This window comes from Alteromonas sp. 4NH20-0056, assembly GCF_057539655.1.
This window is the reverse complement of record NZ_BAAJLS010000008.1, coordinates 87,058-111,998: the sequence shown is the minus strand read 5'-3', so window position 1 is coordinate 111,998 and position 24,941 is coordinate 87,058. Positions and strand designations below refer to the sequence as shown.

Genomic DNA, 24,941 nt, shown 5'->3' with positions numbered 1-24,941 from the left:
TTAAAGCGTGCTAGTTAGCTGTTTACAATGTCAACAGGTGCTGCATCTTTTAAGTTTTGGTGGCCCGCAGTAACGACGGTTTCATCACCATTAAGTCCACTGATCACCTCAACAACATCGTTTTGCTCAAATCCGGTTTCGACCTCTTTTTTATGAACGACACCGTTTTCTACAACAAATACGCTATGGTTGTTGTCTATGGTAACGAGTGCTCTGCGCGGAAGAAGTGTCGCATCTTTATGATTCGCATATTCCAGTGCTACATCGGTGAACATACCTGCTTTTAGGCGTTCTTCTCGATTCGGAATGCTAAGTGTTACTTTAAACGTGCCGGTGGTCGCATCAATGACAGGGCTAATGCGCTCGACGCTCGCTGACATTTCATGATTTCCCAAGGCAGCAACCTTAAGCGTAGCAGCTTGTCCTACGGCAATATTCTGAAGCTCGTTTTCTGGAAGATATATAATACCTTGTAAGTTTCTTTGCTGAACAATATGAAACATTCTTTCCCGTTGAAACGATTCTGTTAGGTTACCAACTTTGGCGCCCCTTGAGGCAACGTAACCGCTAATGGGCGCGGTAATAGTGGTTTCTTGTAAGTCGAGTTCAGCTAGCTTAACCGACGCTTTTGCTGACTCATACTGAGCCACCAATTTGTCATATGTATCGTCGCTTACCAGTTTTTTTGAATAGACTTTATTGATTTTTTCTAGCTCACGCTCAAGACCCGTTAAATCTGCTTTTGCTTTTGTAAGGTTTAACTCATAACGGCGACTATCGAGTCGAGCAAGTACCTGACCTTTTTCCACATAATCGCCTTCTTCAACGAAGATGGCCTCAATGATGCCGGCAGCGCGCGCTACGACAAACGCTTCCTCTCGTGCCTCTAATATGGCCGTTGTAGAGTATGTCGACTGAATACTGCCTCTTGAAAGCATCTGTGCTTCAACAGGAATAGCAATGACGGCTTCTTCCTGAGACACATGGGTGTCAACAGCGTCAGCGTCTGAACAGGCGGTGAGTGAAACAGACAGTGCTAATAAACTGCTGCTGATAGCGAAAGTGCGAAGCGTGCGAATTGAATTTTCCATGGTCAAATACCTAAACGTTATTTTTCGTTATATTAGTAATGACCAACAGATAGCATCAAATATGCCAGTAGGATTTTAATTGCATAAACTTGTTTAAAATCAGCTTCTTAAGTTTACATTTAAAAAGCTATAAAAAAAGGCTAACACCTGATGTTAGCCTTTTTCACTAAGAGATGGCGAATTAGCCTAACGGTAAGTCTATTCAACTAAAGTATAGCTGGTAGTGACGTCTACTTTTCCCGTTAGCATTAGCATAACGGAGCAATACTTTTCTGCAGATAACTGTACTGCACGTGCTAACGCTTTGTCAGTAATCCCTTTTCCTGTTACGGTGTAATGGGCATGGATAGACGTAAAGACGCGAGGGGGCTCATCTGCTCTGGTTGCATCGAGATCACATACACAATCTTCTATCGCGAATCGACCCTTCTTCAGGATTTCAACCACGTCAACGCTTGAACAAGCGCCAGCCGCAAGTAGAACAGACTCCATTGGCGATATCGCGTTTCCGCTACCGTCCATTACGGTTTCATATCCCTTGTCGGTTGAGCATTTAAAAGAGAGATCGTTCTCCCACACCACTTTTGCTTTCATGGGGTTTTCTATCCTACGTTTTAATTAATCGAACAGCGTCAGGTGAAATCGTGATTTTCTTCTGTTTGTAAAGCGCACCTAGTGCTTTCTTATACGCCGCTTTACTTACATTGAAATGAGTATAAATAGCGTCAGGCGGGCTTTTGTCCGTAAGTGTAGACACGCCACCATGCGCTTCAAGGTCATCAAGAATCGCTTGCTGGAGTGTATCTCGCCCCGCTTTGTCTACGCGTTGCAACACCACATCAATTTTACCGTCTTCTCGAATGTTCTTAATAACGCCTTGCGTTGCGTCTCCTATCTTTAAGGGTTTAAACGCATCGCTGTTAAAAATTAGGCCCAGAGACTGTTCGTTGATAACCACTTTAAAGCCGAGATCTGACTTTGCGTATACCAAACAGTCAACAAGGTCTCCCTCATTTAAATAGGCGTTACCTTCTTTTAAGAAGTAATGGAGTTTGGTCGCCCCTAAAATACGATTGGTTTTTTCGTCAAAGAATGCGTGGACAACATAACGCATGCCTGGGTCGACAGGATTCGCCTGATAATCGATAGGCATCAACAAATCGTTGTCTAATCCCCAATCGAAAAATGCACCAAAGTGTGTGGCTGAAACCGCCTTTAATACTTTTACTTCACCGACCTGAATTAATGGCTTCTTTAGCGTAGCGTATAAATCACCACGTTGGTCTGCTGCAACAAACACGTCAATGAGCGCACCGTCACTTAACTCACTTTCAACCTCATCATGAGATAGTGTGACAGTGGGTAATTCATCATCTGAATAGGTGTCGTCTACATTTTCAATGCATGGTGCCAAGGCATAGCCAAAAGGATATTGCGCGACCACGCGAAGGGTATTAATTTTTCCGATATTTATCATTAACGCTGACTTTTAATAAAGAACAGGTAACATGATATCGGATTACACGTAAGAGCAAAACCACTATGAAGTTAAATTGCGATTTAGGCGAAGATTTTGGGGCATGGAAAATGCCTCTCGACAGTCACATTATGACCGTTATCGACCAAGCGAATATTGCATGCGGTTTTCATGCTGGCGATCCTTCGGCGATGAAAGAGGCGCTGGCTCTCGCTCACCAGCATAATGTTACTATTGGGGCGCACCCGTCTTATCCAGATTTACAAGGGTTTGGTCGCCGAAGTATGAAAATGGCTAAGCGAGAATTAATTGCCTGTATTCAGTATCAAGTCAGCGCGTTGCAAGGGTTGGCTGCTATTATAGGTACCCATGTTAGCTATGTGAAACCACACGGCGCGTTATATAACGACATGATGCAAGACAATGCGATTCTTGAAACCGTCATTGAAAGCGTAGCGGCAATGTCCAGTAAAACGCATAGTCTGGTGGTCCAAGCTCACCCAGACAGTGAAAATGTACAGTCATTAGCCAAACAGTACGGTATATCATTGCAATTTGAAGCGTTTTCAGATCGTCGTTATACCGACGAGGGCTACTTACAAAGTCGTAAAATAGACGGGGCAGTACTTAACAAAGAGCAGGCGTTTGAACAATCTGAACGATTAATCAACGAAGGTGTGGTGATCACGACCTCGGGAAAGCCACTTGCCCTTAATGCAGATACGCTGTGTGTGCATGGTGACACGACAGGCGCGGTGGACATTGCGGTGCGAATAAAGACGCTATTAAATAATAGGTGAATGTTGAATTATCATAATCTAGCGTTAATTCGACATAAAAAAGACAGAAAGGAATGAAATACTCTTATGCAACCGTTTGGTGATGTAAAACAGATTGTCTCAGCAGGTATTGATGGCCTTCTATTTTACTTTAACGGACCATCGCTTGATGAGGCCAATACCCAGTGTTTGCAGTTTTGCGACACGTTAGCGTCTGCTGGTCTTTCATGGGTGCGCGACGTCGTCCCTGCTTATGACTCGGCGTTGGTTGTGTTCGATGCACTGAAAGTGGACGGTCATAAGGTGTATTCGACCTTATCAACACTTGCTTCTGTGACGCAGTCTGCATTTGAGGGGCGTTGTCATACGCTCCCCGTTTGGTACGGCGGAAAAGACGCCAACGACTTATCGCTTGTGGCGACGCAAACGGGGTTATCAGAGAATGACGTTATTACGCTGCACACGAGTGTTGAGTATTGCGTATATGCAGTGGGCTTTGCTCCAGGTTTTGGGTATATGGGGAGTACTCCCGAAGCACTCTCATGCCCGCGACTAGCAACACCAAGAAAGCGAGTGCCACAAGGCGCTGTTGCGATTGCGGATAGACAAACCGCAGTTTATCCATCAGTGTCACCCGGTGGCTGGCACTTATTAGGATTATGTCCACTGCGCCTTACTTTTGGGCAAGATGCACTGCTCAAAACCGGAGATAAAGTGACATTCAAATCGATTAGTGAAAAAGAGTTTATCGCGCTTAATGAGTATTAATATAATTGCCCCCGGCTTGATGAGTATTATCGTCGATATGGGGAGAGTGGGGTATCAAAGCGCCGGCTATTGTCAGTCAGGCCCAATGGATGATGACGCCTTTTTCTGGGCTAACTATCTTGTCGAAAATAATGAAGCAACCCCTTGCGTTGAAGTGTTAGGCGAAATGACGTTAGTGGCGAAGCGCGATGTTTGTGCTGCGATAACAGGCAAACAGGTGCAAGCAACTATTAACGGACACGCGTGTTCTGTCTATGAGACACTGGTATTAAAGGAAGGAGACTCGCTCACGTTTGGTAGTCAAACATTAGGTTGTAGGGCCTATTTGTCATTGGGCGGTGAGTGGAACGTACCACGATTAATGAATAGTGCATGTTGTGTCGTTCGCGAGGAACTTGGCGGCCTAAACGGCAATGGTAGGCCATTATCAGCAGGCGATAACGTAACATTGAACAAGCATCGCACTATGCGTACCGTGCGATGCCTAGCGGCGCCCCATAGACCTGACTATAGCCTAGATGAACCCATATCCGTGATACCTGGCTATCAGTTAAGTCACTTCCCTCGTGCTTCACATCGCATGTTTACTACCAGTATTTATACAGTAACTCAGGATATTAGCCGAATGGGCTATCGTTTATCCGGCGCACCGGTGCAACATAACATAAGTAGTATGCGCTCTGAGGCCATTCACCTTGGCGCAGTGCAAATTCCGCCAAGCGGTCAACCCATCATTATGATGCGAGACAGACAAACGTTAGGTGGCTATCCAAAGCTAGGTTGTGTTAGCCCGATTGATATTAATCGATTTGCGCAGGCATCACCGGGTGACACCATAACATTTGCGTTTAATGACAAAGAAAATGAAAGAGCAAAGTTTTTACTTCGCCAGCAAAAACGCCTTAAATTAACAGGAGATAATGTATGACAGTGGCATTTTTAAACGGTGATTATCTGCCATTATCTGAGGCAAAGATCTCGCCAATGGATAGAGGCTTTTTGTTTGGTGATGGTATTTATGAAGTGATACCAACCTATGATGGCCGTCCTGTTGGCATGAAAGGCCACACAGAGCGAATGAATAACGGTCTTAATGCCATCTCAATAAAAAACCCTTACAGTGTTGAACAATGGAACGGGATATTAGCAACACTCATAGAGAAAAACGCGTCGCAATTCCCCAGTGGTAACATAGGGGTATATTTTCATGTTAGCCGAGGCACGGATGTTAAGCGATATCATGCATATCCTGAGAATATTGCACCTACCGTATTTGGCTTCGTGTTTGAGATTGCGCCGCCACAAACCGCCGACAAAACTGCGGTAAAAGCGTTTCATGTGGCGTTGGAAGAGGATAAACGGTGGCAACGCTGCCACATAAAGTCTACGTCATTGTTAGGTAATGTTATGCATTTCCAAACAGGTGTAGACCAAGGGGTTAACGAGACTATTTTGCACAACGAAGAGGGCTTTGTTACTGAGGCAAGTGCGTGCAATGTATTTATCGTCAAAGATGCAGTTATTTATACGCCGCCTCTTAATCATCAATTATTGCCCGGCGTGACTCGTGCAATTGCGCTGCGTGCATTTGAGGAGTCAGGATTAGCGGTACATGAGCGTTGGTTTAGCGTTGAGGAGTTACTCAATGCTGATGAAGTGTGGTTAACCTCGTCAAGTAAAGAGATAGCGCCAGTCACTCGGGTAAATAATACGTTGATTGGCAATGGAAAAGTCGGTGATGTTTGGGAAAAGGCTATCAATGCCTATCACCGCGTAAAGTTCAACGCATAACACTCAGCGCATGAAATAAAACAGCCCGCATATTCGCGGGCTGTTTTCAAAAACCAGTTTTTTATGGTGACGATGCTTAGTCGTCAACGTTGTCACAGTTGCCTTCAGTGCACTCACCGTAGAGGTATAAACTATGGTGGGTTAATTTAATATTATGTTGTTTAGCAATGCGTTCTTGTCGTTCTTCGATAATGTCATCTTCAAATTCAATAACTTTACCGCATTTAAGACAAACCAAATGGTCATGATGATCTTTATGGCTAATTTCAAAAACAGACTTGCCACCTTCAAAGTGATGACGGTTAAGAATGCCCGCATCATCAAATTGGTTCAGTACACGATAAACCGTTGCCAACCCAATTTCTTCACCGTGCTCGATAAGAATTTTATATACGTCCTCGGCACTAATGTGTTGGTTTTGTGGCTCCTGCAGAATTTGCAAAATTTTAAGGCGCGGTAGCGTAACTTTTAGCCCCGCTTTTTTTAGTTCTTTATTCTGATCCATTACAACCTACTGAGAACGATTAATCACATGATGTGGGTATTATAGGTAACTCAACAGGATTTAAAAGTAAAACCGCGTATTCTTGACCCTGACTAGAAAAGAACACACTTAATCGATTTATATTTTAACAGGTTACGTTTTGTGAAGCTCTTATTTTTCGTGGACTGACCAGTCTGTAAGTGTAAGTAATACCTAATGATTAGTTTTAAAAATTAAAACTTTTGGTGCATTGAATTAACATCCTGTTAAACTAAAATGATAGAACGCCGACATAAAAGATGTAAGGCTGTTTTCAATTTCAGCGGAAGTACTATGCAGTTAACTGTAATCAATAAAATAAAGCTAGGGTTCGGTCTGTTCGGCTGCTTACTCTTAGTAACCAGTGTGCTCTCCTATTTTGGGTTGAGCGACATTCGCGTGTCTGCTGAAGACGTTGTCGAGCGTAAAATGCCGGTTCAAAATCGTATGGTAGAGGTGAAAACCGAGATATTGTCACTGTCGGTTATTACGGCGAATGGTTACCATGAAGACTCGCTAAATGCCTTGGAAAAAAATAAATCTCAGTTTGACTCTCTCTCAGCGTTGTTTGTTAATGACCTTGAAGGCTTGAGAAAGGCAATGCCATCAAATTCAACGGTGAAAGACGCTGTTGAAGCGAGCAATAATTATGTGACAAAAAGTAAAGCAATGTACAACGCACTTGAGTTAAGGATGAAAGTGCAAAGCGATGTTGCTGCAAAATTGGAAGAGGTACTATCGACGGCCGATGAGGCGAGCGCTTTGATGCTTGACTTATCTTATCTTGATACCCGCGACCCAGGTATTGAAACGCTTATCGGTACGGGAACAAATATCGATAACAAGCTTCTCACAATGAATGAAACGTTTAGCGAGCTTGCTACTAACAACAGCGCTGAAACGACGCAAAATATTATTGACGATTTACAGTATCAAGTAAGCAATCTGCAGGTGGACAAGGACTACTTGAATAGGCTTGTTGTTGGGGTTGATGATGGCGGAACGGTTGAAATGTTTAATGAACAATTCGACCTGTTGCTGTCTCGTTTAAATGAAAGCAATGGTCTTATCGCATTACAACAACAAAAGCTCAATTACATCGCCGATGCCAGAACGAATCGCAGCGACGCAAAGGCAGCGTTAGAAGCGTCATTGTCATATATCAATACATTGTTCGACAAAGTGCAGGCAGAGTCTATTGACGGTCAAAATGCCATTCTAGAATCGGTACAAGCCAACCTCCTGAAAAACCTTATCGTTGCCTGTATAGGGCTAATTGCCGCTATAAGTCTTGCCGTAGCGGCGACACGCAGTATTTCGCGACCACTTGATAATATTAACAAAGGCCTGACCCAGTTAAGTAAAGGCGATTTAAGCCACAAGCTTTCTGAAGACGGCAACGATGAGTTCTCGGCGCTTTCTGCAAAGGTTAATAGTTTAACCGACAGCTTAAGAGAACTCGTGGGTAATATTTTAGAGCAAGAAAAGCGCTTAATTGAGATCACTAAAGAGAGTGTCGCCTTAGGCGAAAAGAGTCTGCGCGATGTTGATGAGCAGCGCGAGCAGGTGACGACGACATCGACTAATACTCAGTACGTACAAGACACTAGCCGTAGTAACTTGGCGCAAATTAATGATGCGATGAGTGCACTTCGCCATGTTACCGAGCAAAGTACCGAAATTGGCGTGCTCGTAGAAAAGAGTAGAAATCAGGTCAATAATCAGGCGACACAAGCCGATGCTTCAGCTGAAATTATTAACCGGCTCGATGAGAACTCTAGAAGCATAGGCAGTATTTTAGACGTCATTAAGACCATAGCGGAACAGACCAACTTGCTCGCGCTAAATGCTGCTATAGAAGCAGCAAGGGCGGGAGAACAGGGGCGTGGGTTTGCGGTGGTTGCTGATGAAGTAAGAACGTTGGCTAATCGTACTCACGATTCGACAGAAGAAATTGAGACGATGATAGGTAACTTGCAAAAAGATGCAAGCCAGGCAGTAAAAGCGATTAGGGCGGGGAGAGAACAGGCACAGAAGGGCGTTGAAATAACGCAGCTAGTGTCTACACAAGTTGAAGGCATTAGAGAAATTATTGCCCGTTTAAGTACAATCAATGAACAGATTGTATCTGATACCGAGCAGCAGGATTTATTGCTTGCCGATGTTGCGTCAAGCTTAAACCGTATTGTTGATTTAGCCGATTCTAGCGCTCAAAGTACAAGGCAGTCTAATGAGTCGACCATGATGTTAGATGCGCAAACTGAAAGCTTAAGAAAAGCAGTAGAGCGTTTTCACCTGTAGTTCATGTGCGGGTAAGTGCTAAAAAAATGCCGCGTAACTACGCGGCATTTTTTATTACGTCGATGTGTGATGTACTAAGCTAGCTCAGCAAGACAGAGCTCTTCATGAAGCTGCTTACACCACGCCTTCACGCGTGAGTCGGTTAGCTCTGGCTGACGATCCTCGTCAATACCAAGTCCTACAAAGTGGTCATCGTCAGCAAGGCCCTTTGATGCCTCAAAGTCGTAGCCTTCTGTCGGCCATTGACCAACAAGAATTGCGCCCTTTGGCTCTACGATATCGCGGATCATGCCCATTGCATCTAAGAAGTACTCTGCGTAATCTTCTTGGTCGCCACATCCGAAAATCGCTACAAGCTTATCTTCAAACCCAATGCTTTCTAGTTCTGGGAAAAAGTCATCCCAATCACATTGTGCTTCGCCGTAGTACCAAGTAGGGATGCCGAAAATAAGAAGATCGAATTCTGCGATCTCTTCTTTACTGCTCTTGGCAATGTCTTTTACATCGATTAGCTGCTTACCTAATTCTTTCTGAATCATTTTAGCTACATGTTCGGTGTTACCCGTGTCACTGCCAAAAAACAGGCCAACGCTTGCCATATCAAACCTCTATTAATCGTTACTTACTAAACGCCATTGCTTAACCAGAACCACTCAATGATACCTTTTGCTAAAAAACCTATCGCACCAAGACCAAGCACGCCATAGGTTACAATGCGCCCAATGAGAGGCACGTCGTTTTTCGTCAATACATCGTGAACGGCAAAGCCCATTAGTGCAAAAAGCACAAACAAACCGCCGTACAACATAATGGATTCTATTAGCTCAAAGTTTTCTGCAAGCATAGTGTTACTTATGAAAAAAATCTGGCGCAACTATACCACAGGTTAAACGCCGAACAGAGCCCAAAACATTCAAAAAATTGTAAGAATACATCGCTTTTTTTCTTCGCAATGCAACATTACTTCGCCAGTATTTTACTGACGATAGCGTTAAATGCTGTCGGCTTTTCTGCGTGTAACCAGTGTCCCGTACCTTCAATAATATGTGCTTTTGCTTTAGGGAAGTACCGTGCAATCGCTTCGCGGTGCTGCGCAGTGATATAATCTGACTGTCCACCTTTAATAAAATAGGTTATCCCATCGTATTGTTGATTGGTTTGAGGCCAATCAATAATGTGAGGATAACTTTTAATCAATCCGTTTACATTAAAACGCCAAAGCCACTGCTTTTGATCGTTTTGATATAAGCTTTTGAGCAAAAACTGCCTTACACCAGCTTCTTGTATGTGTTCAGCCATTGCCATCTCTGCATCTTTGCGCCCTGTAATGGTCGAAAGATTAACAGCATTTAACCCATCAAATACCGACTGGTGACGATGTTCGTACGCCACCGGCGCAATATCCGCAACCAACAAGTGGCTAACGCGTTCGCCATGGGCAAGCGCTAACTGCATGGCTACCTTGCCGCCCAGTGAATGGCCCAGAACGGCGGCTTGTGCAATGCCATTTGAATCTAGAATTGCAGTGATACCTGTAACCGTGTCATTAATGTTGAAACTATCAACCCAAGGCGATAAGCCATGGTCTGGTAAGTCAACGCTTATTATATTGTGAGTGGGTTCAAAATGTCGTCTTATGACGGCGAGGTTATCGGCACTGCCAAACAAGCCGTGAATAAGTATAAGCCACGGTGCATCGACAGCATGAATATGTGTTTTGTAATGTAATTCCACAGGCCACCAGTTGTTTTCAATTTAACGCTTAACGTGAAAATGGGGGAGGGGTTAGCATTTTACAAGAGCCATGCCATGCGTATGGCATGGCATGTTGTGTTTATCAAAGGGCAAATTGACTTAGAGACTGACCAGAATCGAGAGCCTTTTTATAGACACGAGGCATTCTACCAATACCTGTCCATGTATGTTCGTGGCCTTCACTGTCGATTAACTTATATTTAATCGGACGTTTTTTGCCCGTTTTTTTGGGTTCGTTCTGTGTCAGCGCTTGTAAATCTTCAACATTGAGCCCCGCCGCTTCCATTTGGCGTTTTATCTCTGCAAGCTTTTGTTGTTTTTCTTCCTGCGCTTTTTCAGCTTCCCGCGCTTTTTCTTTTCTTTTTTCTACAATGCTGGCCAGTTTTTCTTGAACTTGTTCAAGTTCGTTAAGATTTAATTCCTTTACTGCACCTTGTAAACGTCGTCCATGGGTCAAAATATCTAAAAAGTCTTTCATGTATTTATTAACCTTAACGCTTATTTAAAAATCATAATTAATACGCGTTAAATTTAGCATAAAAAAAAGCGGAGAGACTCCGCTTTTTTACACTTATTAATTGTTACATCGATTACATATTTGGATAGTTAGGCCCACCGGCGCCCTCTGGTACCACCCATTTGATATTTTGAGACGGGTCTTTAATATCACATGTTTTACAATGTACGCAGTTTTGCGCATTAATTTGAAAACGTTTAGTGCCTTCTTCCTCAATAATTTCATAAACTCCTGCAGGGCAATAACGTTGAGCGGGCTCAGCGTATTTTGGCAAGTTTACCGAAATAGGAATTGACGCATCTTTCAATTGAAGATGACAAGGTTGATCTTCTTCATGATTCGTATTTGAAAGAAAAACAGACGATAATTTATCGAAACTTAATTGTCCGTCAGGTTTAGGGTAATTAATTTCTTCAACGTCTTTTGCTTCTTTTAATTGTGCGTAATCTTTGTGCTCATCTTTCATGGTAAAAAACAGATTACCATTAAAGAAGTTTTGCTCGACAGTATTAAAAGCACCGCCCCAGAAATTTCCTAATTTATGAATTGCAGGGCCAAAGTTTCTAGAACGATATAATTCATCATATACCCATGACGCTTTGAAATTCTCGGTGTAGCTCGTCAGTTCTTTTACTGGTGCTTCCGCATTTTCTTTTATTGCATCAAAGATAGATTCAGCGGCGATCATGCCCGATTTCATCGCAGTATGGTTGCCCTTAATTTTCGCAAAATTAAGGGTGCCGGCGTCACAGCCTACCAACAAACCGCCAGGGAAGGTCATTTTGGGTAGTGAATTATAGCCGCCTTTCGCAATAGCGCGTGCGCCATAAGACACACGTTTACCGCCGTCTAGATATTGTTTGAACACCGGATGATGCTTCATACGTTGAAATTCATCAAACGGGCTTAGGTAAGGGTTGTCATAGTTTAGGTCAACAATAAGCCCTACAAATACCTGATTGTCCTCTGCGTGATAAAGGTAACTTCCACCCGTAGCGTCGTTTAACGGCCACCCCGCAGTATGCACCACCAAGCCTGGCTGATGTTTAGCTGGGTCAATATCCCAGATTTCTTTAAAACCAATCGCATAATGCTGTGGCGAGGCGTCTTTATCTAAGTCAAAATGCGCAATAAGTTCTTTACCAAGGTGCCCACGGCAGCCTTCTGCAAACACCGTATACTTAGCACGTAGTTCCATCCCTGGCATGTAGCCGTCTTTTTCTTCTCCGCTTTCACTCACTCCCATGTCGCCGGTGATAACACCGCCTACGCTGCCATCGTCGTTATAGATAACGTCGGCTGCAGCAAAACCAGGGAAGACTTCAACGCCAAGTTGTTCAGCTTGCTCGGCAAGCCATCGACATACATTGCCCATAGACACAATATAATTGCCATCATTGTGCATTGTTTTAGGCGTAATCGCGTTCGGTAATCGTTTCGCTGATGATTCACTATTCAATAAATAAATATGATCATCGGTCACTTTTGTATTGAGTGGGGCGCCTTTTTCCTTCCAATCAGGAAAAAGCTCGTCCATAGCGCGTGGCTCAAAAACAGCACCGGATAGAATGTGTGCACCTACCTCGGAGCCTTTTTCGACGACACAAACCATTAGCTCTTGGCCATTTTCATTCGCAAGCTGCATAAGCTTACAGGCCGTTGATAAACCAGCTGGGCCGGCACCGACGATGACTACGTCAAACTCCATCGATTCTCGTTCCACGGGAGGCTCCTTATGTTCAGTTTTTTATAGTGCACTATTGATGAAACAAATAATGCGTTGTGTCAAAAACATGTAAATTAGTTGTCGCCCTGAAAGGTAATGCAGGTTGACGTTTACGTCAACAGTAAGTACATTGCAGGGAGTTTACGTTAACGTTAACTGAACGTTTATTTTATATACACGTAAACATGGTGTTAACGACATTTAAGGTATAGCTTTATTACTGTCTTCACCATGAAAGTAAAGTTAATGAAGTGAATATTGTAAAAGTTTTTGATTACGTGGTGACTGACACTGTTTTTTTACGGGCTGTTTCGAAAGTTCAGGTAAAGAAAAGTACCATCACCGACGAACTCAACCATTGAGGTAACTATGAAAATACTCGTACCAGTCAAGCGCGCGATTGACTATAACGTAAAGGTAAGAGTGAAGGCCGATAATACCGGCGTTGACCTTACCAATGCAAAAATGGCAATTAACCCATTTTGTGAAATAGCCGTGGAAGAAGCGGTTAGGTTAAAAGAAAAAGGGGTAGCCACCGAAATCGTGGTCGTTTCTATTGGCGATAAGAGTTGCCAAGAGCAAATTCGTACCGCGCTAGCACTCGGTGCAGATCGTGGTATCCAAATTGATACCGACCAAAACCTTGATTCGCTACAAATTGCTAAACTGCTTACTAAAGTGGTTGAAGAAGAGCAGCCTTCGTTAGTTATTCTTGGCAAGCAGAGCATTGATTCTGATAACAATCAGACAGGTCAAATGCTAGCAGCCTTAACCGGTATGCCTCAGGGGACATTTGCCTCTGAAGTGGTGGTTGAAGGTGATAAAGTTAATGTAACTCGCGAAATTGACGGTGGGCTTCAAACGGTTGCACTTTCATTACCTGCGGTAGTAACAACTGATCTTCGCCTTAATGAGCCTCGTTATGCGTCGCTGCCAAACATTATGAAGGCAAAACGCAAACCGCTTGACGTCAAATCAGCGGCTGACTTTGGCGTTGAGCTTGTGTCTAACGTTACCGTGCTAAAAGTGACTCCTCCCCCAACGCGCGAAGGCGGTATTAAAGTCGCTGATGTGGCTGAGCTAGTGGATAAACTGAAAAACGAAGCAAAGGTGATCTCATGACAGTTCTTGTATATGCCGAACACGATAATTCAAGCTTAAAAACCGAAACCCATAAGCTCGTTTTTGCTGCACAGAAAATGGGTGGCGATATTCATGTTCTTGTTGCTGGCGAAGGTTGTCAGGCAGTTGCAGATCGTGCCGCGACCATTGAAGGTGTGTCTAAAGTTATTGTTGCCGATAACGCCGCTTACAAATATCAATTGGCGGAAAATGTGGCTGACTTAGTCGTAGAACTGGCAGTTGACTACAGCCATGTGCTAGCGGCGGCAACCACCACGGGTAAAAACTTTATGCCACGAGTGGCAGCCCTATTAGACGTTGCGCAAATTTCAGATATTATCGGCGTAGAGAGTGAAGACACGTTTGTGCGTCCTATCTATGCAGGTAATGCTATTGCGACGGTTCAGTCATCTGATAGCAAGAAAGTAATTACTGTACGTGCAGCGTCTTTTGACGCCGCATCGGAAGGTGGTAGCGCAGAGGTTGCTGCGATCGATGTAGTGAAATCTAGCGATAAATCAGGATTCGTTGCAGAAGAGCTTACTAAATCAGAGCGCCCAGAGCTTACCGCTGCTGATGTCGTCATTTCTGGTGGTCGCGGCATGCAAAACGGTGAGAATTTCTCATTGCTTGAAGGTATCGCCGATAAGCTAGGTGCGGCAATGGGCGCATCACGTGCGGCAGTAGATGCTGGCTTTGTACCTAACGATATGCAAGTGGGTCAAACTGGTAAGATTGTGGCTCCACAGCTTTACATTGCTGTTGGCATCTCGGGGGCTATTCAACACCTTGCAGGTATGAAAGACTCAAAAGTCATTGTTGCGATTAACAAAGACGAAGAAGCACCAATTTTCCAAGTGGCTGATTATGGCTTGGTGGGTGACTTGTTTGATGTGCTTCCTGAATTGGAAAAAGCACTGTAATCGTTTACTTCATGCGATAAAAAAGGCTGCCAATGGCAGCCTTTTTTGTTATACGCTAACTAATGAGTTTTCTTCTACGCTAACATTAGAGGGAACATAGCCATCGGCTTCCCAATCGTTTTCCCACTTTTCCTCATCGAGTAAATAACGAAATTGATATTCGTTGTCTTTTTCAAGATTGACGGTAAGTGTAAATTCTCCGCTCTTTAGCTTTTTCATAGGAAGCGCTTTCGCGTCCCACTGGGTAAAATCACCACAAAGCTTTGCTTTGCTTACATTTTTTGCAGCTTCAGCATCTAGCTTAAACGTCACCTTACAAACCGGCTTTGATTTTAGATATTGCTTCTTCAAACTCATGGGGATGTGTTCCTTCAACGTACTACTGTTTTATTGTGTGTAAATAATTGGGAGTGCACTAGTGTGCCAAATAATATTGGTCAAAATTCGCGCTCAAATCAATAAGACTTTTTGGTATGTATATAGTTTTTTAATACTTCTAGGTCGGCCTGTGGGCAAATTAATGGCGTTACACATTTTTTAACAATCAATATGAGCACTTCTTATAGAAAATAAGTACACTAGGGTATACAAGAAAAAAATTATAATTATCGCTATACGTTACCGTTTTAAAACAAATTTTTACTTAGATAAGTAAGCGGTACATAGCAACTTACAAGGGAAAGGGAATGAGCAACGCAGTGTTTAAGGCTGGAATACCGCTAGGTATTATACTTATTGGGTTTGTTGGCGCAGCCGTAATGATTTCATCAAAAAAACCGCCTGAACAAGCGCCTGTTGAAAAAACCGCATTTTTAGTTGGCGCAAGTGAAGTGTATGCAGAGCCCGTCAATTTTATTGTAAATTCGCAAGGTAACGTTGTTCCCCGTAATCAAACCTCGTTAAGTGCTCAAGTAAATGGTCGCGTCATTGGCTTAGCGGACGACTTCATTACAGGCGGTATGTTTAAAAAGGGGGATGTGCTTGCGACATTAGAGCAAGACGACTACCTAACCGATGTTAAATTAGCAGAGGCTGAACTTGCACAAGCGACGGCGTCGTTTGAGGAAGAGGTAGCGCGAGGTAAAGTTGCTGAGCAAGAATGGCGCTCTGTCCGAGATGTACCGCCTCCTCAACTTGGACTGCGTAAACCTCAGTTGGCACGAGAGCAAGCCAACGTTAAAGCCGCCGAAGCAAAACTTGAACGGGCTAAACGAAACTTAGCCAGAACCGAAATCCGTGCCCCTTACAATGGGATTGTAGTCGCCCGAAATATCGATTTGGGTCAGTTTATAAGCGCGGGAACGGCAATTGGTATGCTGTATTCGACGGATACTGCCGAGGTACGGTTACCAATGACTGACAGCGACTTGATGTTTGTCGATATTGGAAAACAGTCTGATAGCGATGCTAACGTCATGTTAAGTGCGACGGTTGGCGGTATAGACCGTCAATGGGAAGGCACACTAGTTCGCTCAGAGGGCGTGTTAGATACGGGTAGTCGTGTCATTTACGCTGTTGTTGAAGTTAACGACCCTTACGCACTTGCTGATGAGAGTAAAGTGCCGCTTCGTTTTGGGCAGTTTGTTGAAGCTAAAATTACCTCGCGTAAAAATGAAAGCTTGATTGTATTACCTCGCAGCACGCTTCGCTTAGACAATACGATATTGACGGTAAACGACAATCGCGAAATTGAAATTAAAGATGTGGAGGTTGCACGAACCACCTCTGAGCACGTCTACCTTGCTGGAGGAGTAAGCAACGGTACGTTAGTAGTAACCAGTGCGGTTCCCAACCCGTTTAACGGAATGAAAGTACGTTTACCCGGCGATGAGCCAGCGCTTCCTCCTGAAGCGGTAAACGACAAAAAAGACGATACGCAGGCGATAGCAAATAGTGATGAGACGGCATCAGAGGGGGCCGAATGAGTACTATAGATACGCAAAAAGGCCTTATTGCTTGGTTTGCGCGCAATCATGTGGCGGCAAACCTGCTAATGTGGTTGCTCATTGTTGGTGGCATTTTCTCGGCATTTAGTATTCAAAAACAAGTCTTCCCCAGTTTTGATATTGACGTTATTAGTGTCCGAGTTCCCTATCTCGGCGCGGCTCCCCAAGAAGTTGAAGAGGGCGTTATTCTAAAAGTAGAAGAATCGTTGAAGAACCTTGAGGGGATAAAACAGCTGACCTCTACTGCAGTAGAAGGTATGGGAACCGTGACTATTCAAGTTGAAGAAGACTACGATGTGCAGTCGTTACTTGATGAAGTGAAGGTGCAAGTAGATGCTATCCCCAGTTTTCCAGGCGATACCGAAAAACCAGTAGTTTACCGCCAAAAAATTCAACAAGACGTAATGTGGGTATCGGTTTACGGTGATGCTAGCGAGCGCGAGCTTAAAGAATTTGCTAAAGACTTACGCGACGATATCGCCAACCTGCCAGGCATATCGAGTGTTCAGGTTGTCGGCGCAAGAGACTATGAAATTTCATTGGAGTTGTCAGAAGTTGATTTGCAAAAGTATAACTTAACCTTTTCCGATGTCGTAAGACGTCTGTCTCAGTCGAGCGTTGACTTGCCCGGTGGCTCAATTCGAACAGAAAATGGCGATATCCTTCTGCGTACGAAAGGGCAGGCCTATACGGGGTGGGACTTTTCACAAATTGTACTGGTAACCAACCCAAATGGAACCCGCGTCACGCTTGGCGATGTAGCGTTTATAAACGACGGATTTATTGAAAATAACCAATATGCGATGTTTGATGGGAAGCCTGCGACGAGTTTACGCGTGCGTGCGGTGGGCGATCAAAATGCATTAGAAATTTCAGAGCAAGTGAATACGTATCTCAGTGCTGCAAAAGAGGATTTTCCTGCGCATATCACAGCAGATATATGGGGCGACAGTTCATTCTATCTTGCCGATCGCTTGAACATGATGTTGGAAAATATGTTTTTCGGCGCGTTATTGGTATTTTTAGTGTTGTCGTTGTTTCTAAAAATTAAGCTGGCGTTTTGGGTGATTGTTGGGCTTCCTGTTTGCTTCTTAGGCACGCTCTTTGTCATGCCAATGGAAATGGTCGGTGTATCCATCAACATGCTGAGCTTGTTTGCATTTATCCTGGTCCTAGGGATTGTGGTCGATGATGCCATTATTATGGGCGAATCGGCTTATTCAGAAATTGATAAGAAAGGACATAGTGCGGACAATGTCATTGCAGGCGTAAAGAAAGTTGCTATGCCCGCAACCTTTGGCGTATTGACCACAATCGCTGCATTTACGCCTATGTTAATGGTGTCAGGGCCGTTTGGTATTATTTGGAAAACCATTGGTGCCGTTGTTGTTGTGTGCCTTATCTTCTCGCTAATAGAATCAAAACTAATTTTACCCGCTCACTTAGTGCACATGAACTTAAAGCCTTATGACCCCGCTAAGGCAAATAAGCTGCAGAAGTTTAGAGACTACTTTAGTGAAGGTATCAAGCGCTTTATCAATAACCAATACGCGCCATTTTTAGCGAAAGCCATTCGAAATAGGTACACCACGGTATCAGTATTCCTCGCAATGCTTATTCTGACGGTAGGCTTGTTTGGCGGTGGCATCGTTCGTTTTGTATTTTTCCCGAACATCCCTAGCGACTTTATGTTTGCAAGCTTCGAACTTGAACCTGGCTCATCGTTAACCCAACGAGATCAAGTACTAACGACAATGCGTGAAGCCATGCAGCGTATGGATGACGAGGTAAAAGAGGAAACGGGTGAATCCGTTATTAAGCATGCGATCGCGTTTGATAACGGCAACCTAGGCGGGCAAGTATTTACTGAGCTTACCAAAGGTGAGACTCGAACGCTGACTGATTTTGAAATTCAGCAGCGTTGGCGCGATGAGATGCCAGAAATTCCGGGTGTGAAATCTTTTAATATTAATTCACCGGGCGGTCCCGGAGGTGGTTCAGATCTCAGTTTTGAATTTAGCTCAGGCGATATCACAGCATTGCGCGCCATTAGCGATGAACTGAAGGAAGCATTAGCCGCTTATGAAGGCGTCACTGATATTAACGATACCTTTTCTGGCGGCAGTGAAGAAATTCAGTTATCACTTAAACCACAAGCTGATGCGCTAGGGATTACGTTGCAACAACTCGGTCAGCAAGTTCGCTTTGGTTTTTATGGCGCGGAAGTGCAACGCATCCAACGTGACGATGAAGAAATCAAAGTCATGGTGCGTTACCCGAAGGCACAAAGAAGCTCTATAGAGCACCTTGAGAATATGCGTGTACGTGCGCCAAATGGCCAAGACATTCCGTTTGAACAGGTTGCAACGTTTACTGTCGGGCAGGGGTTTGATTCAATTATTCGCGTCGATGGTAAACGGTCTGTGTCAGTAACCGGTGCGGTAGACAAAGCGTTAATGGATCCTTCTGAAATTACGCGAGAAGTGATAGATACGGTAATGCCTGATTTACTTGCGCGTTACCCAAATGTTGAGTTTCAACTTATGGGGAATTCGAAAGAGCAAGGCGAAGCGATATTTAGCCTTCTTCAAGGCTTATTATTCGCGCTCTTTGCAATTTATGCATTACTTGCCATACCGCTTAAATCTTACAGTCAGCCACTTATCATCATGTCGGTTATCCCTTTTGGTGTGGTGGGAGCCATTATTGGGCATTTAGTATTGGGCATGGCAGTGAGTGTGTTGTCGGTGTGCGGTATTATCGCATTATCGGGTGTTGTGGTTAACGACAGTCTCATTATGGTTGATTTTGTTAACCGTGCCAGAAAAGAAGGGCTATCACTCAAAGATGCGGCAATTAGCGCGGGCACGCAGCGCTTTAGAGCCATTATTCTTACGTCATTGACTACGTTTATGGGGTTAATGCCCATAGTGTTTGAGCGTAGCTTACAAGCACAGGTCGTCATCCCAATGGCTATTTCGCTTGCCTTTGGTATTTTGTTTGCCACGATAATTACGTTGCTGTTAGTGCCAGCACTTTACCTTATCCTCAATGACATTAAGTCGGCATTTAAAGGTAAGAAACGAAATAACAGTGCAAAACACAGCGAAATAGAACATGCCGGGTAGTTATCCGGCGTTACGTTTTTAAGGTTTGACATAAATGAAACATAAAGTAATGACCTCGGTTACCTTAATCGCGGCGTCGATGGCGCTGTTTTCATGCGTGGGTAATAATGAAGAAACGACGTTGATGCAAGATAATACCGATAAGCAGACAATCGTTACCACGCCAATAAGTTACCCAACTACGCGTACCGTGAACCAGGTGGATAACTATCACGGCACCGAAGTGTCAGACCCATACCGCTGGTTAGAAGCACAAAAAAGCACAGAGGTCGCGGCATGGGTTAGCGCGCAAAATAGCGTTGCTCGTCCGTTTTTAGAGGCATTACCCTCAAGAGCGACTTATAAGGAGCGCCTTACCGCACTGTGGGATTACGAAAAATATCAAGTGCCTTACACGGTTAATGGTAAGGTATTTCACTCGTATAATGATGGCCTGCAAAACCAGTATGTATTGTATGTTTCCGACAGTGCTGATGGGCAGGCCGATGTGCTCCTTGACCCGAACACGCTGAGCGATGATGGAACCGTCTCTATGGCAAGTTACGAGATAAGCCCAAAAGCGAATTATCTCGCTTATTTGCTTTCTGACGGTGGTACTGATTGGAAGACCATCCATGTCAAAAACGTTAACACCAAAAAAGATAACAGTGACGTTATTGAAGGGGTTAAGTTCACCAATGTTGCCTGGTTAAATGATGAAAGTGGCTTTTTTTATTCACGTTATCCGCAAGATAGCCAAGGGAACTGGGATGACAGTAAAGCAGTGTCTATTTACTTTCATAAGTTAGGAACTTCACAGTCACAAGATAGCAAAGTGTTTGCGTTTGATGATAAGCCAACATGGAACCCATACCCAGCGGTTATTAGTAATGACACTACGTTACTTATTTCTGTCTTTGAAGGGTACCAAGCGAATGGCGTATATACTAAGTCGCTGGAAGAGAGCGATGCTCCCGTTAAGCCTATTTTTGATAAGTGGGACGGGCGCTATGATTTAATCGGTGAAGCGAACGATTCACTTTACTTTGAGTCGACAGCAAACGCGCCCACGGGAAAAGTGTTAAAGGTTGATATTGACGGCAGCAATGAAAAGACGATTGTTGAAAGTAAAGACGCCACACTTAACGGTATAAGTTTATTGGGCGATAAGCTTTTTGCCCAGTACCTAAGTGATGTTAAGTCGAATGTCGTTGTTTATGACTTAAATGGAGAGACACTCAATACCCTTTCGTTTGATGATATCGGTCGCGTTACTGGTTTTTACGGAAGTAAAGACGCAAAAACTACCTTCTATAAGTTGACGGGATTTACTAACCCTGGCGCTATTTATGAATATGACATTGAGACCGGTAAACAGCAGCATTTCAAAACCATAGAAACCGGAGTCGATTACTCTCAATTCGAAACTAAGCAAGTATTTTACCCTAGTAAAGATGGTACCGACATTCCCATGTTTATTATTCATAAAAAAGGGATAAAACTGGATGGGAGCCATAAGACCTTATTGTATGGGTACGGTGGGTTTAATGTGTCGTTATTGCCTAGTTACTCAGTGTCACGCATGGTGTGGATCGAGCAAGGGAACGTGCTTGCAATTGCGAATTTACGTGGCGGTGGAGAGTATGGCCAGCAATGGCATAAAGCAGGTACGAAACTTAATAAGCAAAATGTGTTTGATGATTTTATCGCAGGCGCTGAGTATCTGATAGAACAAGGGTATACGACACCAGAATCATTGGGTATTCAAGGTGGAAGTAATGGGGGCTTATTAGTCGGTGCCGTTACTACACAGCGACCAGACTTATTCGCTGCCGCATTGCCGGCTGTAGGCGTATTAGATATGTTGCGCTACCATACGCCGAGCGCAAATGCCCGTGCTTGGTCATCAGATTATGGTTTAAGCGAAAACAAAGATGAGTTCGAGGCGTTATACGCCTATTCGCCTTTACACAATACTGAAGCGGGTGTCTGCTACCCGGCAACGCTGGTTACAACAGGCGATCATGACGATAGAGTTGTACCGTGGCACAGTTATAAATATGCCGCGCAGCTTCAGGCGCATCAAGGCTGCAATAGACCCGTTTTATTACGTGTAGAGACTCGGGCTGGACACGGTGCAGGCACGCCAACGTGGATGCGTATTGACGGCTATGCTGACCAATGGGCATTTTTGGAAGCGATGCTTAAATAGCTGACAGCAATACCTGCATTTAAAAGCCGAGACACAGTGTCTCGGCTTTTTTGTTTGCATTTTGTACAAATCTGAATATACTGTATGTATAAACAGTATTTGGAGGTGTCAATGCAAACAGGCATAAAAGCAGTTGATCAACTCATTGAAAAGTACGGGTTGTTGCGCGTTCCAGGGCAAGATGCCTTTCAGCGACGTATACAGCTAATGGGGGGCGATAGACGGGCAGAGTTTCTACCGTTTTGTATGTATCAAAAAGTGATGTATGCGCCTATGTCCAAACATTTTACGGTGCATCATTTTTATTTGCCCGCAAGAAACGCGAAGTTAGCTAGCTTTTTATTTGATGAAAAAGGGCAGTTGGTAGAGCAGGTGTATTACCAAAAAGTGGCAAAAATGGTGAATGTATGTCGCAAGCTGCATCAGATTTTAGTGAAGCATACGCAAGATGTTGGTTTGGCTGCATGATAATAACTGCACAGCAATATCGTTGATGTTAGCTTTTATGTGGTGGTTATGTAGTGTGTAATCTTTAGTTAATAAAAAAGCGATGGGGTTAGCCATCGCTTTTTGTTTTTATAAAACCAAATGCGTAATGCTATTAGTAATATGTGTATTTAACTTCTAGGCCCCAAATACGCGGTTCGTTTACGATACCGGTGAGGTTGTTAAAGTCGATTGCACCTTTCACATTGTTTTCATCGGTAATGTTTCTACCAAATAAGGCTACCGTGTAGTTGTGCTCGAAGTTTTCGTAACCTACGCGTAGGCCGCCTTCAAAGTTGTTATCCGTTGTGAATTCAACCGCTTCATACAAGAAGATGTTGGTTTCACCTTGGAATGCCCAATCAGTGAATACAAAGAACTCACCGTTGTCACCCATTGGAATAGCGTAGCGTGCTGTGAAATTGAAGATTGACTCAGGCGCCTGTGGGAAAGGGTTGCCGTCGATAGACGCAACAAAGCCGTCAGGGCGTGGGTCGGTTACTGTACAGTTTCCATCGAAACCAGAACCTGCGTTAGTCCCGCACGGCGATACTGTTAGTGTATCGTCTTGTATCTCAGTGTGGTTATAGCTGTAACCCGCTGTGAAGGTAAGTTCGTCAGTCGCTAACCATTGTGCGTCTACTTCAAAACCGTACGCTTCACCTTGGTCTGCATTCACCAGTGACGTGAAGTTATTGCCACCACCAATCGCTGAGAACTGCATATCGTCTACCGTGTAGTAGAACGCAGCAGCGTTTAGGCGTAGTGTGTCATCAAGAAGGTCTGACTTGAAACCAATCTCAAAAGAGTTAATGGTTTCTGCATCAGCAACAGACGGCGCACCTTCAAATGCAACATCTCGGCCTTGGATTGTTTGTGCTCTGAAGCCGTTGGCGTAACGAGCAAAAACAGACATGTCGTCAGTAACACGGTAGTTCGCGCTAAGCTCGAAACTAGCTTGGCCGTCGTCAACGTTAATGTCTTCATAGTCTTGTACGCTAGCAGCGCCAATAACTAACGCAAAACCATTTACGTTTTGTTCGCCAACCACTAAAGATTTCTTGTCGTGTGTGTAACGAACGCCACCCGTAATGTTTAGCTTTTCATTCACTTGATAAGACGTTTGGCCAAAGAGTGCCCATGTTTGGTTTTCGTGGAAAACGGTAGAAGCACCAAAGAAACCATCAATGCTGGTTACGTTAAACGATGCATCGTAATAAAATGCACCTAGTTGCCAGTTCATTGCGTCTGTTGTGTTGCTAGATAGACGGAACTCTTGAGTGTACTGCTCAAGATCGTCAAGGTTGTCTTGTGTTACCGCAGAGAACGGAATAAAGCCTGGACCTGATGTGCCGTCAGCATTGTTGAAGCCACCATCAACGTCGCCTAGGCTTGAACCATCAGCAGTTTCAATGGCTGAGATTGACGTAAACGTCACATCATCCATATCGTATTCTAGTTTAAGTGACGCACCGAAGCCTTCGTAGGCTTGCGGGTTATTGTCGATACCATCGCCTTCAAGATCGCCATCATAAAAAACAGTTTCACGGTCGTAATTAGCGTTAAGGTCGTTACTACCCTTATCAAACACGTTAGCACGGAAAATAGACGCAGTACCTTCAAGGTCGCGACCATGAACATTTAACAATGCAGAAAAATCAGCTGATGGCTCCCATAGAAGCTGTAGACGCCACGCTTTTTCATCAAATCCACCAATGGCATCATTTTCGCCAGTAAACGCGTTATCGATGTAGTCGTCGCGCTCTTGAGAAAGTACTGAAAGACGAGCAGATAAGTCATCAGTAAGACCGCCACTGATTGCGCCTTCAAAATTCATCGTACCGTATGAACCAAATCCAGCTTTCGCATAACCTTCTAAGTCTTGTGTAGGCTTAACCGTGTCAAATTTGATAATGCCGGCTGTAGTGTTTCTACCGAACAAGGTACCCTGAGGGCCACGTAATACTTCAACCTGTTGAACGTCAAAAAGCGGGAAGCTTTTTAGTACAACATTTTCCATTACCACTTCGTCCATGATAATTGAAACAGGCTGAGAAGCCGCAAGGTCGAAATCGGTGTTACCTAAACCACGGATGTAAAAACGCGGAGCAACACGGCCGTTAGATGATTCGGCGTATAAACCAGGAACGCGAACGGCGAGTGCTAGAATGTCTTCACCGCCAGAAAAAAGGCTTTCGAATTTCTCGCCACTTAGCGTAGCAACAGAAATAGGAACTTCCTGAATTGACTGAGTACGCTTTTGAGCGGTTACGGTAATTTGTTCAAGAGCAGCTTCTTTTTTTTCTTGAATTACTGCTTCTTGTGCTAGAACTGAGGTACTAAACGCAGCACTTACGGCTAGCGCTATCGACGCCATTTTATATGTTCTCATGTGTCCACCAAGTTGTGAAAATGTT

Annotated in this window: 22 protein-coding genes; 11 read left to right on the top strand and 11 right to left on the bottom strand. The window is 44.0% G+C overall.

Translation table 11 applies throughout. The features are described from left to right. Positions 1 to 14: 14 nt before the first annotated feature. The 3 genes from AC27EZ_RS14110 to AC27EZ_RS14100 form a co-directional block, all read right to left on the bottom strand. Positions 15 to 1,091: an efflux RND transporter periplasmic adaptor subunit gene (locus AC27EZ_RS14110; protein WP_487135926.1), complete on the bottom strand. Its 1,077-nt coding sequence runs from the start codon at positions 1,089 to 1,091 to the stop codon at positions 15 to 17. 198 nt (positions 1,092 to 1,289) lie between these two features. After that, on the bottom strand, positions 1,290 to 1,685 hold the full coding sequence (locus AC27EZ_RS14105) for an OsmC family protein (protein ID WP_487135925.1): 396 nt from the start codon (positions 1,683 to 1,685) through the stop codon (positions 1,290 to 1,292). A 13-nt stretch (positions 1,686 to 1,698) separates the two neighbouring features. Further along, the gene (locus AC27EZ_RS14100; protein WP_487135924.1) at positions 1,699 to 2,568 is read right to left on the bottom strand and encodes a CvfB family protein; all 870 of its coding nucleotides are present in this window, start codon (positions 2,566 to 2,568) and stop codon (positions 1,699 to 1,701) included. Positions 2,569 to 2,633: 65 nt separating this feature from the next. On the opposite strand from AC27EZ_RS14100, the gene AC27EZ_RS14095 reads away from it, so the two are divergent. The 4 genes from AC27EZ_RS14095 (at position 2,634) to AC27EZ_RS14080 (ending at position 5,906) form a co-directional block, all read left to right on the top strand. Next, a complete protein-coding gene (locus tag AC27EZ_RS14095; RefSeq protein WP_487135923.1) occupies positions 2,634 to 3,368 on the top strand; it encodes a 5-oxoprolinase subunit PxpA in 735 nt (244 codons plus the stop codon). Between the two features lie 66 nt (positions 3,369 to 3,434). Continuing rightward, positions 3,435 to 4,115 (top strand): 5-oxoprolinase subunit B family protein, encoded by a 681-nt coding sequence (locus AC27EZ_RS14090; protein WP_487135922.1) that lies wholly within the window; start codon positions 3,435 to 3,437, stop codon positions 4,113 to 4,115. Further along, the gene (locus AC27EZ_RS14085; protein ID WP_487135921.1) at positions 4,105 to 5,043 is read left to right on the top strand and encodes a 5-oxoprolinase subunit C family protein; all 939 of its coding nucleotides are present in this window, start codon (positions 4,105 to 4,107) and stop codon (positions 5,041 to 5,043) included. Before AC27EZ_RS14090 ends, AC27EZ_RS14085 begins: the two co-directional genes overlap by 11 nt. Beyond that, the gene (locus tag AC27EZ_RS14080) at positions 5,040 to 5,906 is read left to right on the top strand and encodes an aminotransferase class IV (protein WP_487135920.1); all 867 of its coding nucleotides are present in this window, start codon (positions 5,040 to 5,042) and stop codon (positions 5,904 to 5,906) included. Before AC27EZ_RS14085 ends, AC27EZ_RS14080 begins: the two co-directional genes overlap by 4 nt. A 76-nt stretch (positions 5,907 to 5,982) precedes the next feature. Here AC27EZ_RS14080 and fur read toward each other — a convergent pair whose 3' ends face one another. Then, entirely contained in the window at positions 5,983 to 6,411 is a 429-nt protein-coding gene (gene fur, locus AC27EZ_RS14075) for a ferric iron uptake transcriptional regulator (RefSeq protein ID WP_487135919.1), read from the bottom strand. Between the two features lie 312 nt (positions 6,412 to 6,723). Here fur and AC27EZ_RS14070 point away from each other — a divergent pair, with 312 nt between their 5' ends. Then, complete coding sequence (locus tag AC27EZ_RS14070; protein WP_487135918.1) at positions 6,724 to 8,730, top strand: methyl-accepting chemotaxis protein; 2,007 nt, start codon at positions 6,724 to 6,726, stop codon at positions 8,728 to 8,730. 74 nt (positions 8,731 to 8,804) lie between these two features. Here AC27EZ_RS14070 and fldA read toward each other — a convergent pair whose 3' ends face one another. From fldA to AC27EZ_RS14045, 5 genes are all read right to left on the bottom strand, one after another. Continuing rightward, entirely contained in the window at positions 8,805 to 9,329 is a 525-nt protein-coding gene (gene fldA, locus AC27EZ_RS14065; RefSeq protein WP_421134502.1) for a flavodoxin FldA, read from the bottom strand. A gap of 26 nt (positions 9,330 to 9,355) precedes the next feature. Next, complete coding sequence (locus AC27EZ_RS14060) at positions 9,356 to 9,574, bottom strand: DUF2788 domain-containing protein (RefSeq protein WP_487135917.1); 219 nt, start codon at positions 9,572 to 9,574, stop codon at positions 9,356 to 9,358. A gap of 116 nt (positions 9,575 to 9,690) precedes the next feature. Next, positions 9,691 to 10,464, bottom strand: coding sequence for an alpha/beta fold hydrolase (locus AC27EZ_RS14055; RefSeq protein ID WP_487135916.1), 774 nt, complete (start codon positions 10,462 to 10,464; stop codon positions 9,691 to 9,693). A 103-nt stretch (positions 10,465 to 10,567) separates the two neighbouring features. After that, complete coding sequence (locus AC27EZ_RS14050) at positions 10,568 to 10,963, bottom strand: H-NS histone family protein (protein WP_487135915.1); 396 nt, start codon at positions 10,961 to 10,963, stop codon at positions 10,568 to 10,570. A gap of 112 nt (positions 10,964 to 11,075) precedes the next feature. After that, a complete protein-coding gene (locus AC27EZ_RS14045) occupies positions 11,076 to 12,725 on the bottom strand; it encodes an electron transfer flavoprotein-ubiquinone oxidoreductase (RefSeq protein ID WP_487135914.1) in 1,650 nt (549 codons plus the stop codon). A 372-nt stretch (positions 12,726 to 13,097) separates the two neighbouring features. On the opposite strand from AC27EZ_RS14045, the gene AC27EZ_RS14040 reads away from it, so the two are divergent. Together AC27EZ_RS14040 and AC27EZ_RS14035 are read left to right on the top strand one after the other, a co-directional pair. Further along, positions 13,098 to 13,850 carry an electron transfer flavoprotein subunit beta/FixA family protein gene (locus tag AC27EZ_RS14040; protein WP_421134507.1) on the top strand — a complete coding sequence of 251 codons (753 nt, stop codon included), beginning with the start codon at positions 13,098 to 13,100 and terminating at the stop codon, positions 13,848 to 13,850. Continuing rightward, positions 13,847 to 14,773: an electron transfer flavoprotein subunit alpha/FixB family protein gene (locus AC27EZ_RS14035; RefSeq protein ID WP_487135913.1), complete on the top strand. Its 927-nt coding sequence runs from the start codon at positions 13,847 to 13,849 to the stop codon at positions 14,771 to 14,773. The genes AC27EZ_RS14040 and AC27EZ_RS14035 overlap by 4 nt, the downstream gene beginning before the upstream one ends. A gap of 48 nt (positions 14,774 to 14,821) precedes the next feature. Here the strand turns inward: AC27EZ_RS14035 and AC27EZ_RS14030 are convergent, their stop codons facing one another. Then, positions 14,822 to 15,130 (bottom strand): isoamylase early set domain-containing protein, encoded by a 309-nt coding sequence (locus AC27EZ_RS14030; RefSeq protein ID WP_487135912.1) that lies wholly within the window; start codon positions 15,128 to 15,130, stop codon positions 14,822 to 14,824. Positions 15,131 to 15,459: 329 nt separating this feature from the next. Here AC27EZ_RS14030 and AC27EZ_RS14025 point away from each other — a divergent pair, with 329 nt between their 5' ends. The 4 genes from AC27EZ_RS14025 to AC27EZ_RS14010 all read left to right on the top strand — a co-directional run bounded on the left by AC27EZ_RS14025 (position 15,460) and on the right by AC27EZ_RS14010 (position 22,506). Further along, positions 15,460 to 16,698, top strand: a complete 1,239-nt coding sequence (locus AC27EZ_RS14025; protein WP_421134510.1) for an efflux RND transporter periplasmic adaptor subunit — start codon at positions 15,460 to 15,462, stop codon at positions 16,696 to 16,698. Further along, positions 16,695 to 19,847, top strand: a complete 3,153-nt coding sequence (locus AC27EZ_RS14020; RefSeq protein ID WP_487135911.1) for an efflux RND transporter permease subunit — start codon at positions 16,695 to 16,697, stop codon at positions 19,845 to 19,847. The genes AC27EZ_RS14025 and AC27EZ_RS14020 overlap by 4 nt, the downstream gene beginning before the upstream one ends. Before the next feature lie 124 nt (positions 19,848 to 19,971). After that, on the top strand, positions 19,972 to 22,038 hold the full coding sequence (locus tag AC27EZ_RS14015; RefSeq protein ID WP_487135976.1) for a prolyl oligopeptidase family serine peptidase: 2,067 nt from the start codon (positions 19,972 to 19,974) through the stop codon (positions 22,036 to 22,038). A gap of 111 nt (positions 22,039 to 22,149) precedes the next feature. Then, on the top strand, positions 22,150 to 22,506 hold the full coding sequence (locus AC27EZ_RS14010; RefSeq protein ID WP_487135910.1) for a hypothetical protein: 357 nt from the start codon (positions 22,150 to 22,152) through the stop codon (positions 22,504 to 22,506). Positions 22,507 to 22,639: 133 nt separating this feature from the next. Here AC27EZ_RS14010 and AC27EZ_RS14005 read toward each other — a convergent pair whose 3' ends face one another. After that, positions 22,640 to 24,916 carry a TonB-dependent receptor gene (locus AC27EZ_RS14005; RefSeq protein WP_487135909.1) on the bottom strand — a complete coding sequence of 759 codons (2,277 nt, stop codon included), beginning with the start codon at positions 24,914 to 24,916 and terminating at the stop codon, positions 22,640 to 22,642. Positions 24,917 to 24,941 lie beyond the last annotated feature (25 nt).

What these genes read in the sequence shown, in the direction of transcription:
- AC27EZ_RS14110 (WP_487135926.1), bottom strand. Translation starts at nt 1,091, where the DNA reads ATGGAAAATTCAATTCGCACGCTTCGCACTTTCGCTATCAGCAGCAGT.
- AC27EZ_RS14105 (WP_487135925.1), bottom strand. Translation starts at nt 1,685, where the DNA reads ATGAAAGCAAAAGTGGTGTGGGAGAACGATCTCTCTTTTAAATGCTCA.
- AC27EZ_RS14100 (WP_487135924.1), bottom strand. Translation starts at nt 2,568, where the DNA reads ATGATAAATATCGGAAAAATTAATACCCTTCGCGTGGTCGCGCAATAT.
- AC27EZ_RS14095 (WP_487135923.1), top strand. Translation starts at nt 2,634, where the DNA reads ATGAAGTTAAATTGCGATTTAGGCGAAGATTTTGGGGCATGGAAAATG.
- AC27EZ_RS14090 (WP_487135922.1), top strand. Translation starts at nt 3,435, where the DNA reads ATGCAACCGTTTGGTGATGTAAAACAGATTGTCTCAGCAGGTATTGAT.
- AC27EZ_RS14085 (WP_487135921.1), top strand. Translation starts at nt 4,105, where the DNA reads ATGAGTATTAATATAATTGCCCCCGGCTTGATGAGTATTATCGTCGAT.
- AC27EZ_RS14080 (WP_487135920.1), top strand. Translation starts at nt 5,040, where the DNA reads ATGACAGTGGCATTTTTAAACGGTGATTATCTGCCATTATCTGAGGCA.
- fur (WP_487135919.1), bottom strand. Translation starts at nt 6,411, where the DNA reads ATGGATCAGAATAAAGAACTAAAAAAAGCGGGGCTAAAAGTTACGCTA.
- AC27EZ_RS14070 (WP_487135918.1), top strand. Translation starts at nt 6,724, where the DNA reads ATGCAGTTAACTGTAATCAATAAAATAAAGCTAGGGTTCGGTCTGTTC.
- fldA (WP_421134502.1), bottom strand. Translation starts at nt 9,329, where the DNA reads ATGGCAAGCGTTGGCCTGTTTTTTGGCAGTGACACGGGTAACACCGAA.
- AC27EZ_RS14060 (WP_487135917.1), bottom strand. Translation starts at nt 9,574, where the DNA reads ATGCTTGCAGAAAACTTTGAGCTAATAGAATCCATTATGTTGTACGGC.
- AC27EZ_RS14050 (WP_487135915.1), bottom strand. Translation starts at nt 10,963, where the DNA reads ATGAAAGACTTTTTAGATATTTTGACCCATGGACGACGTTTACAAGGT.
- AC27EZ_RS14040 (WP_421134507.1), top strand. Translation starts at nt 13,098, where the DNA reads ATGAAAATACTCGTACCAGTCAAGCGCGCGATTGACTATAACGTAAAG.
- AC27EZ_RS14035 (WP_487135913.1), top strand. Translation starts at nt 13,847, where the DNA reads ATGACAGTTCTTGTATATGCCGAACACGATAATTCAAGCTTAAAAACC.
- AC27EZ_RS14030 (WP_487135912.1), bottom strand. Translation starts at nt 15,130, where the DNA reads ATGAGTTTGAAGAAGCAATATCTAAAATCAAAGCCGGTTTGTAAGGTG.
- AC27EZ_RS14025 (WP_421134510.1), top strand. Translation starts at nt 15,460, where the DNA reads ATGAGCAACGCAGTGTTTAAGGCTGGAATACCGCTAGGTATTATACTT.
- AC27EZ_RS14020 (WP_487135911.1), top strand. Translation starts at nt 16,695, where the DNA reads ATGAGTACTATAGATACGCAAAAAGGCCTTATTGCTTGGTTTGCGCGC.
- AC27EZ_RS14015 (WP_487135976.1), top strand. Translation starts at nt 19,972, where the DNA reads ATGCAAGATAATACCGATAAGCAGACAATCGTTACCACGCCAATAAGT.
- AC27EZ_RS14010 (WP_487135910.1), top strand. Translation starts at nt 22,150, where the DNA reads ATGCAAACAGGCATAAAAGCAGTTGATCAACTCATTGAAAAGTACGGG.
- AC27EZ_RS14005 (WP_487135909.1), bottom strand. Translation starts at nt 24,916, where the DNA reads ATGAGAACATATAAAATGGCGTCGATAGCGCTAGCCGTAAGTGCTGCG.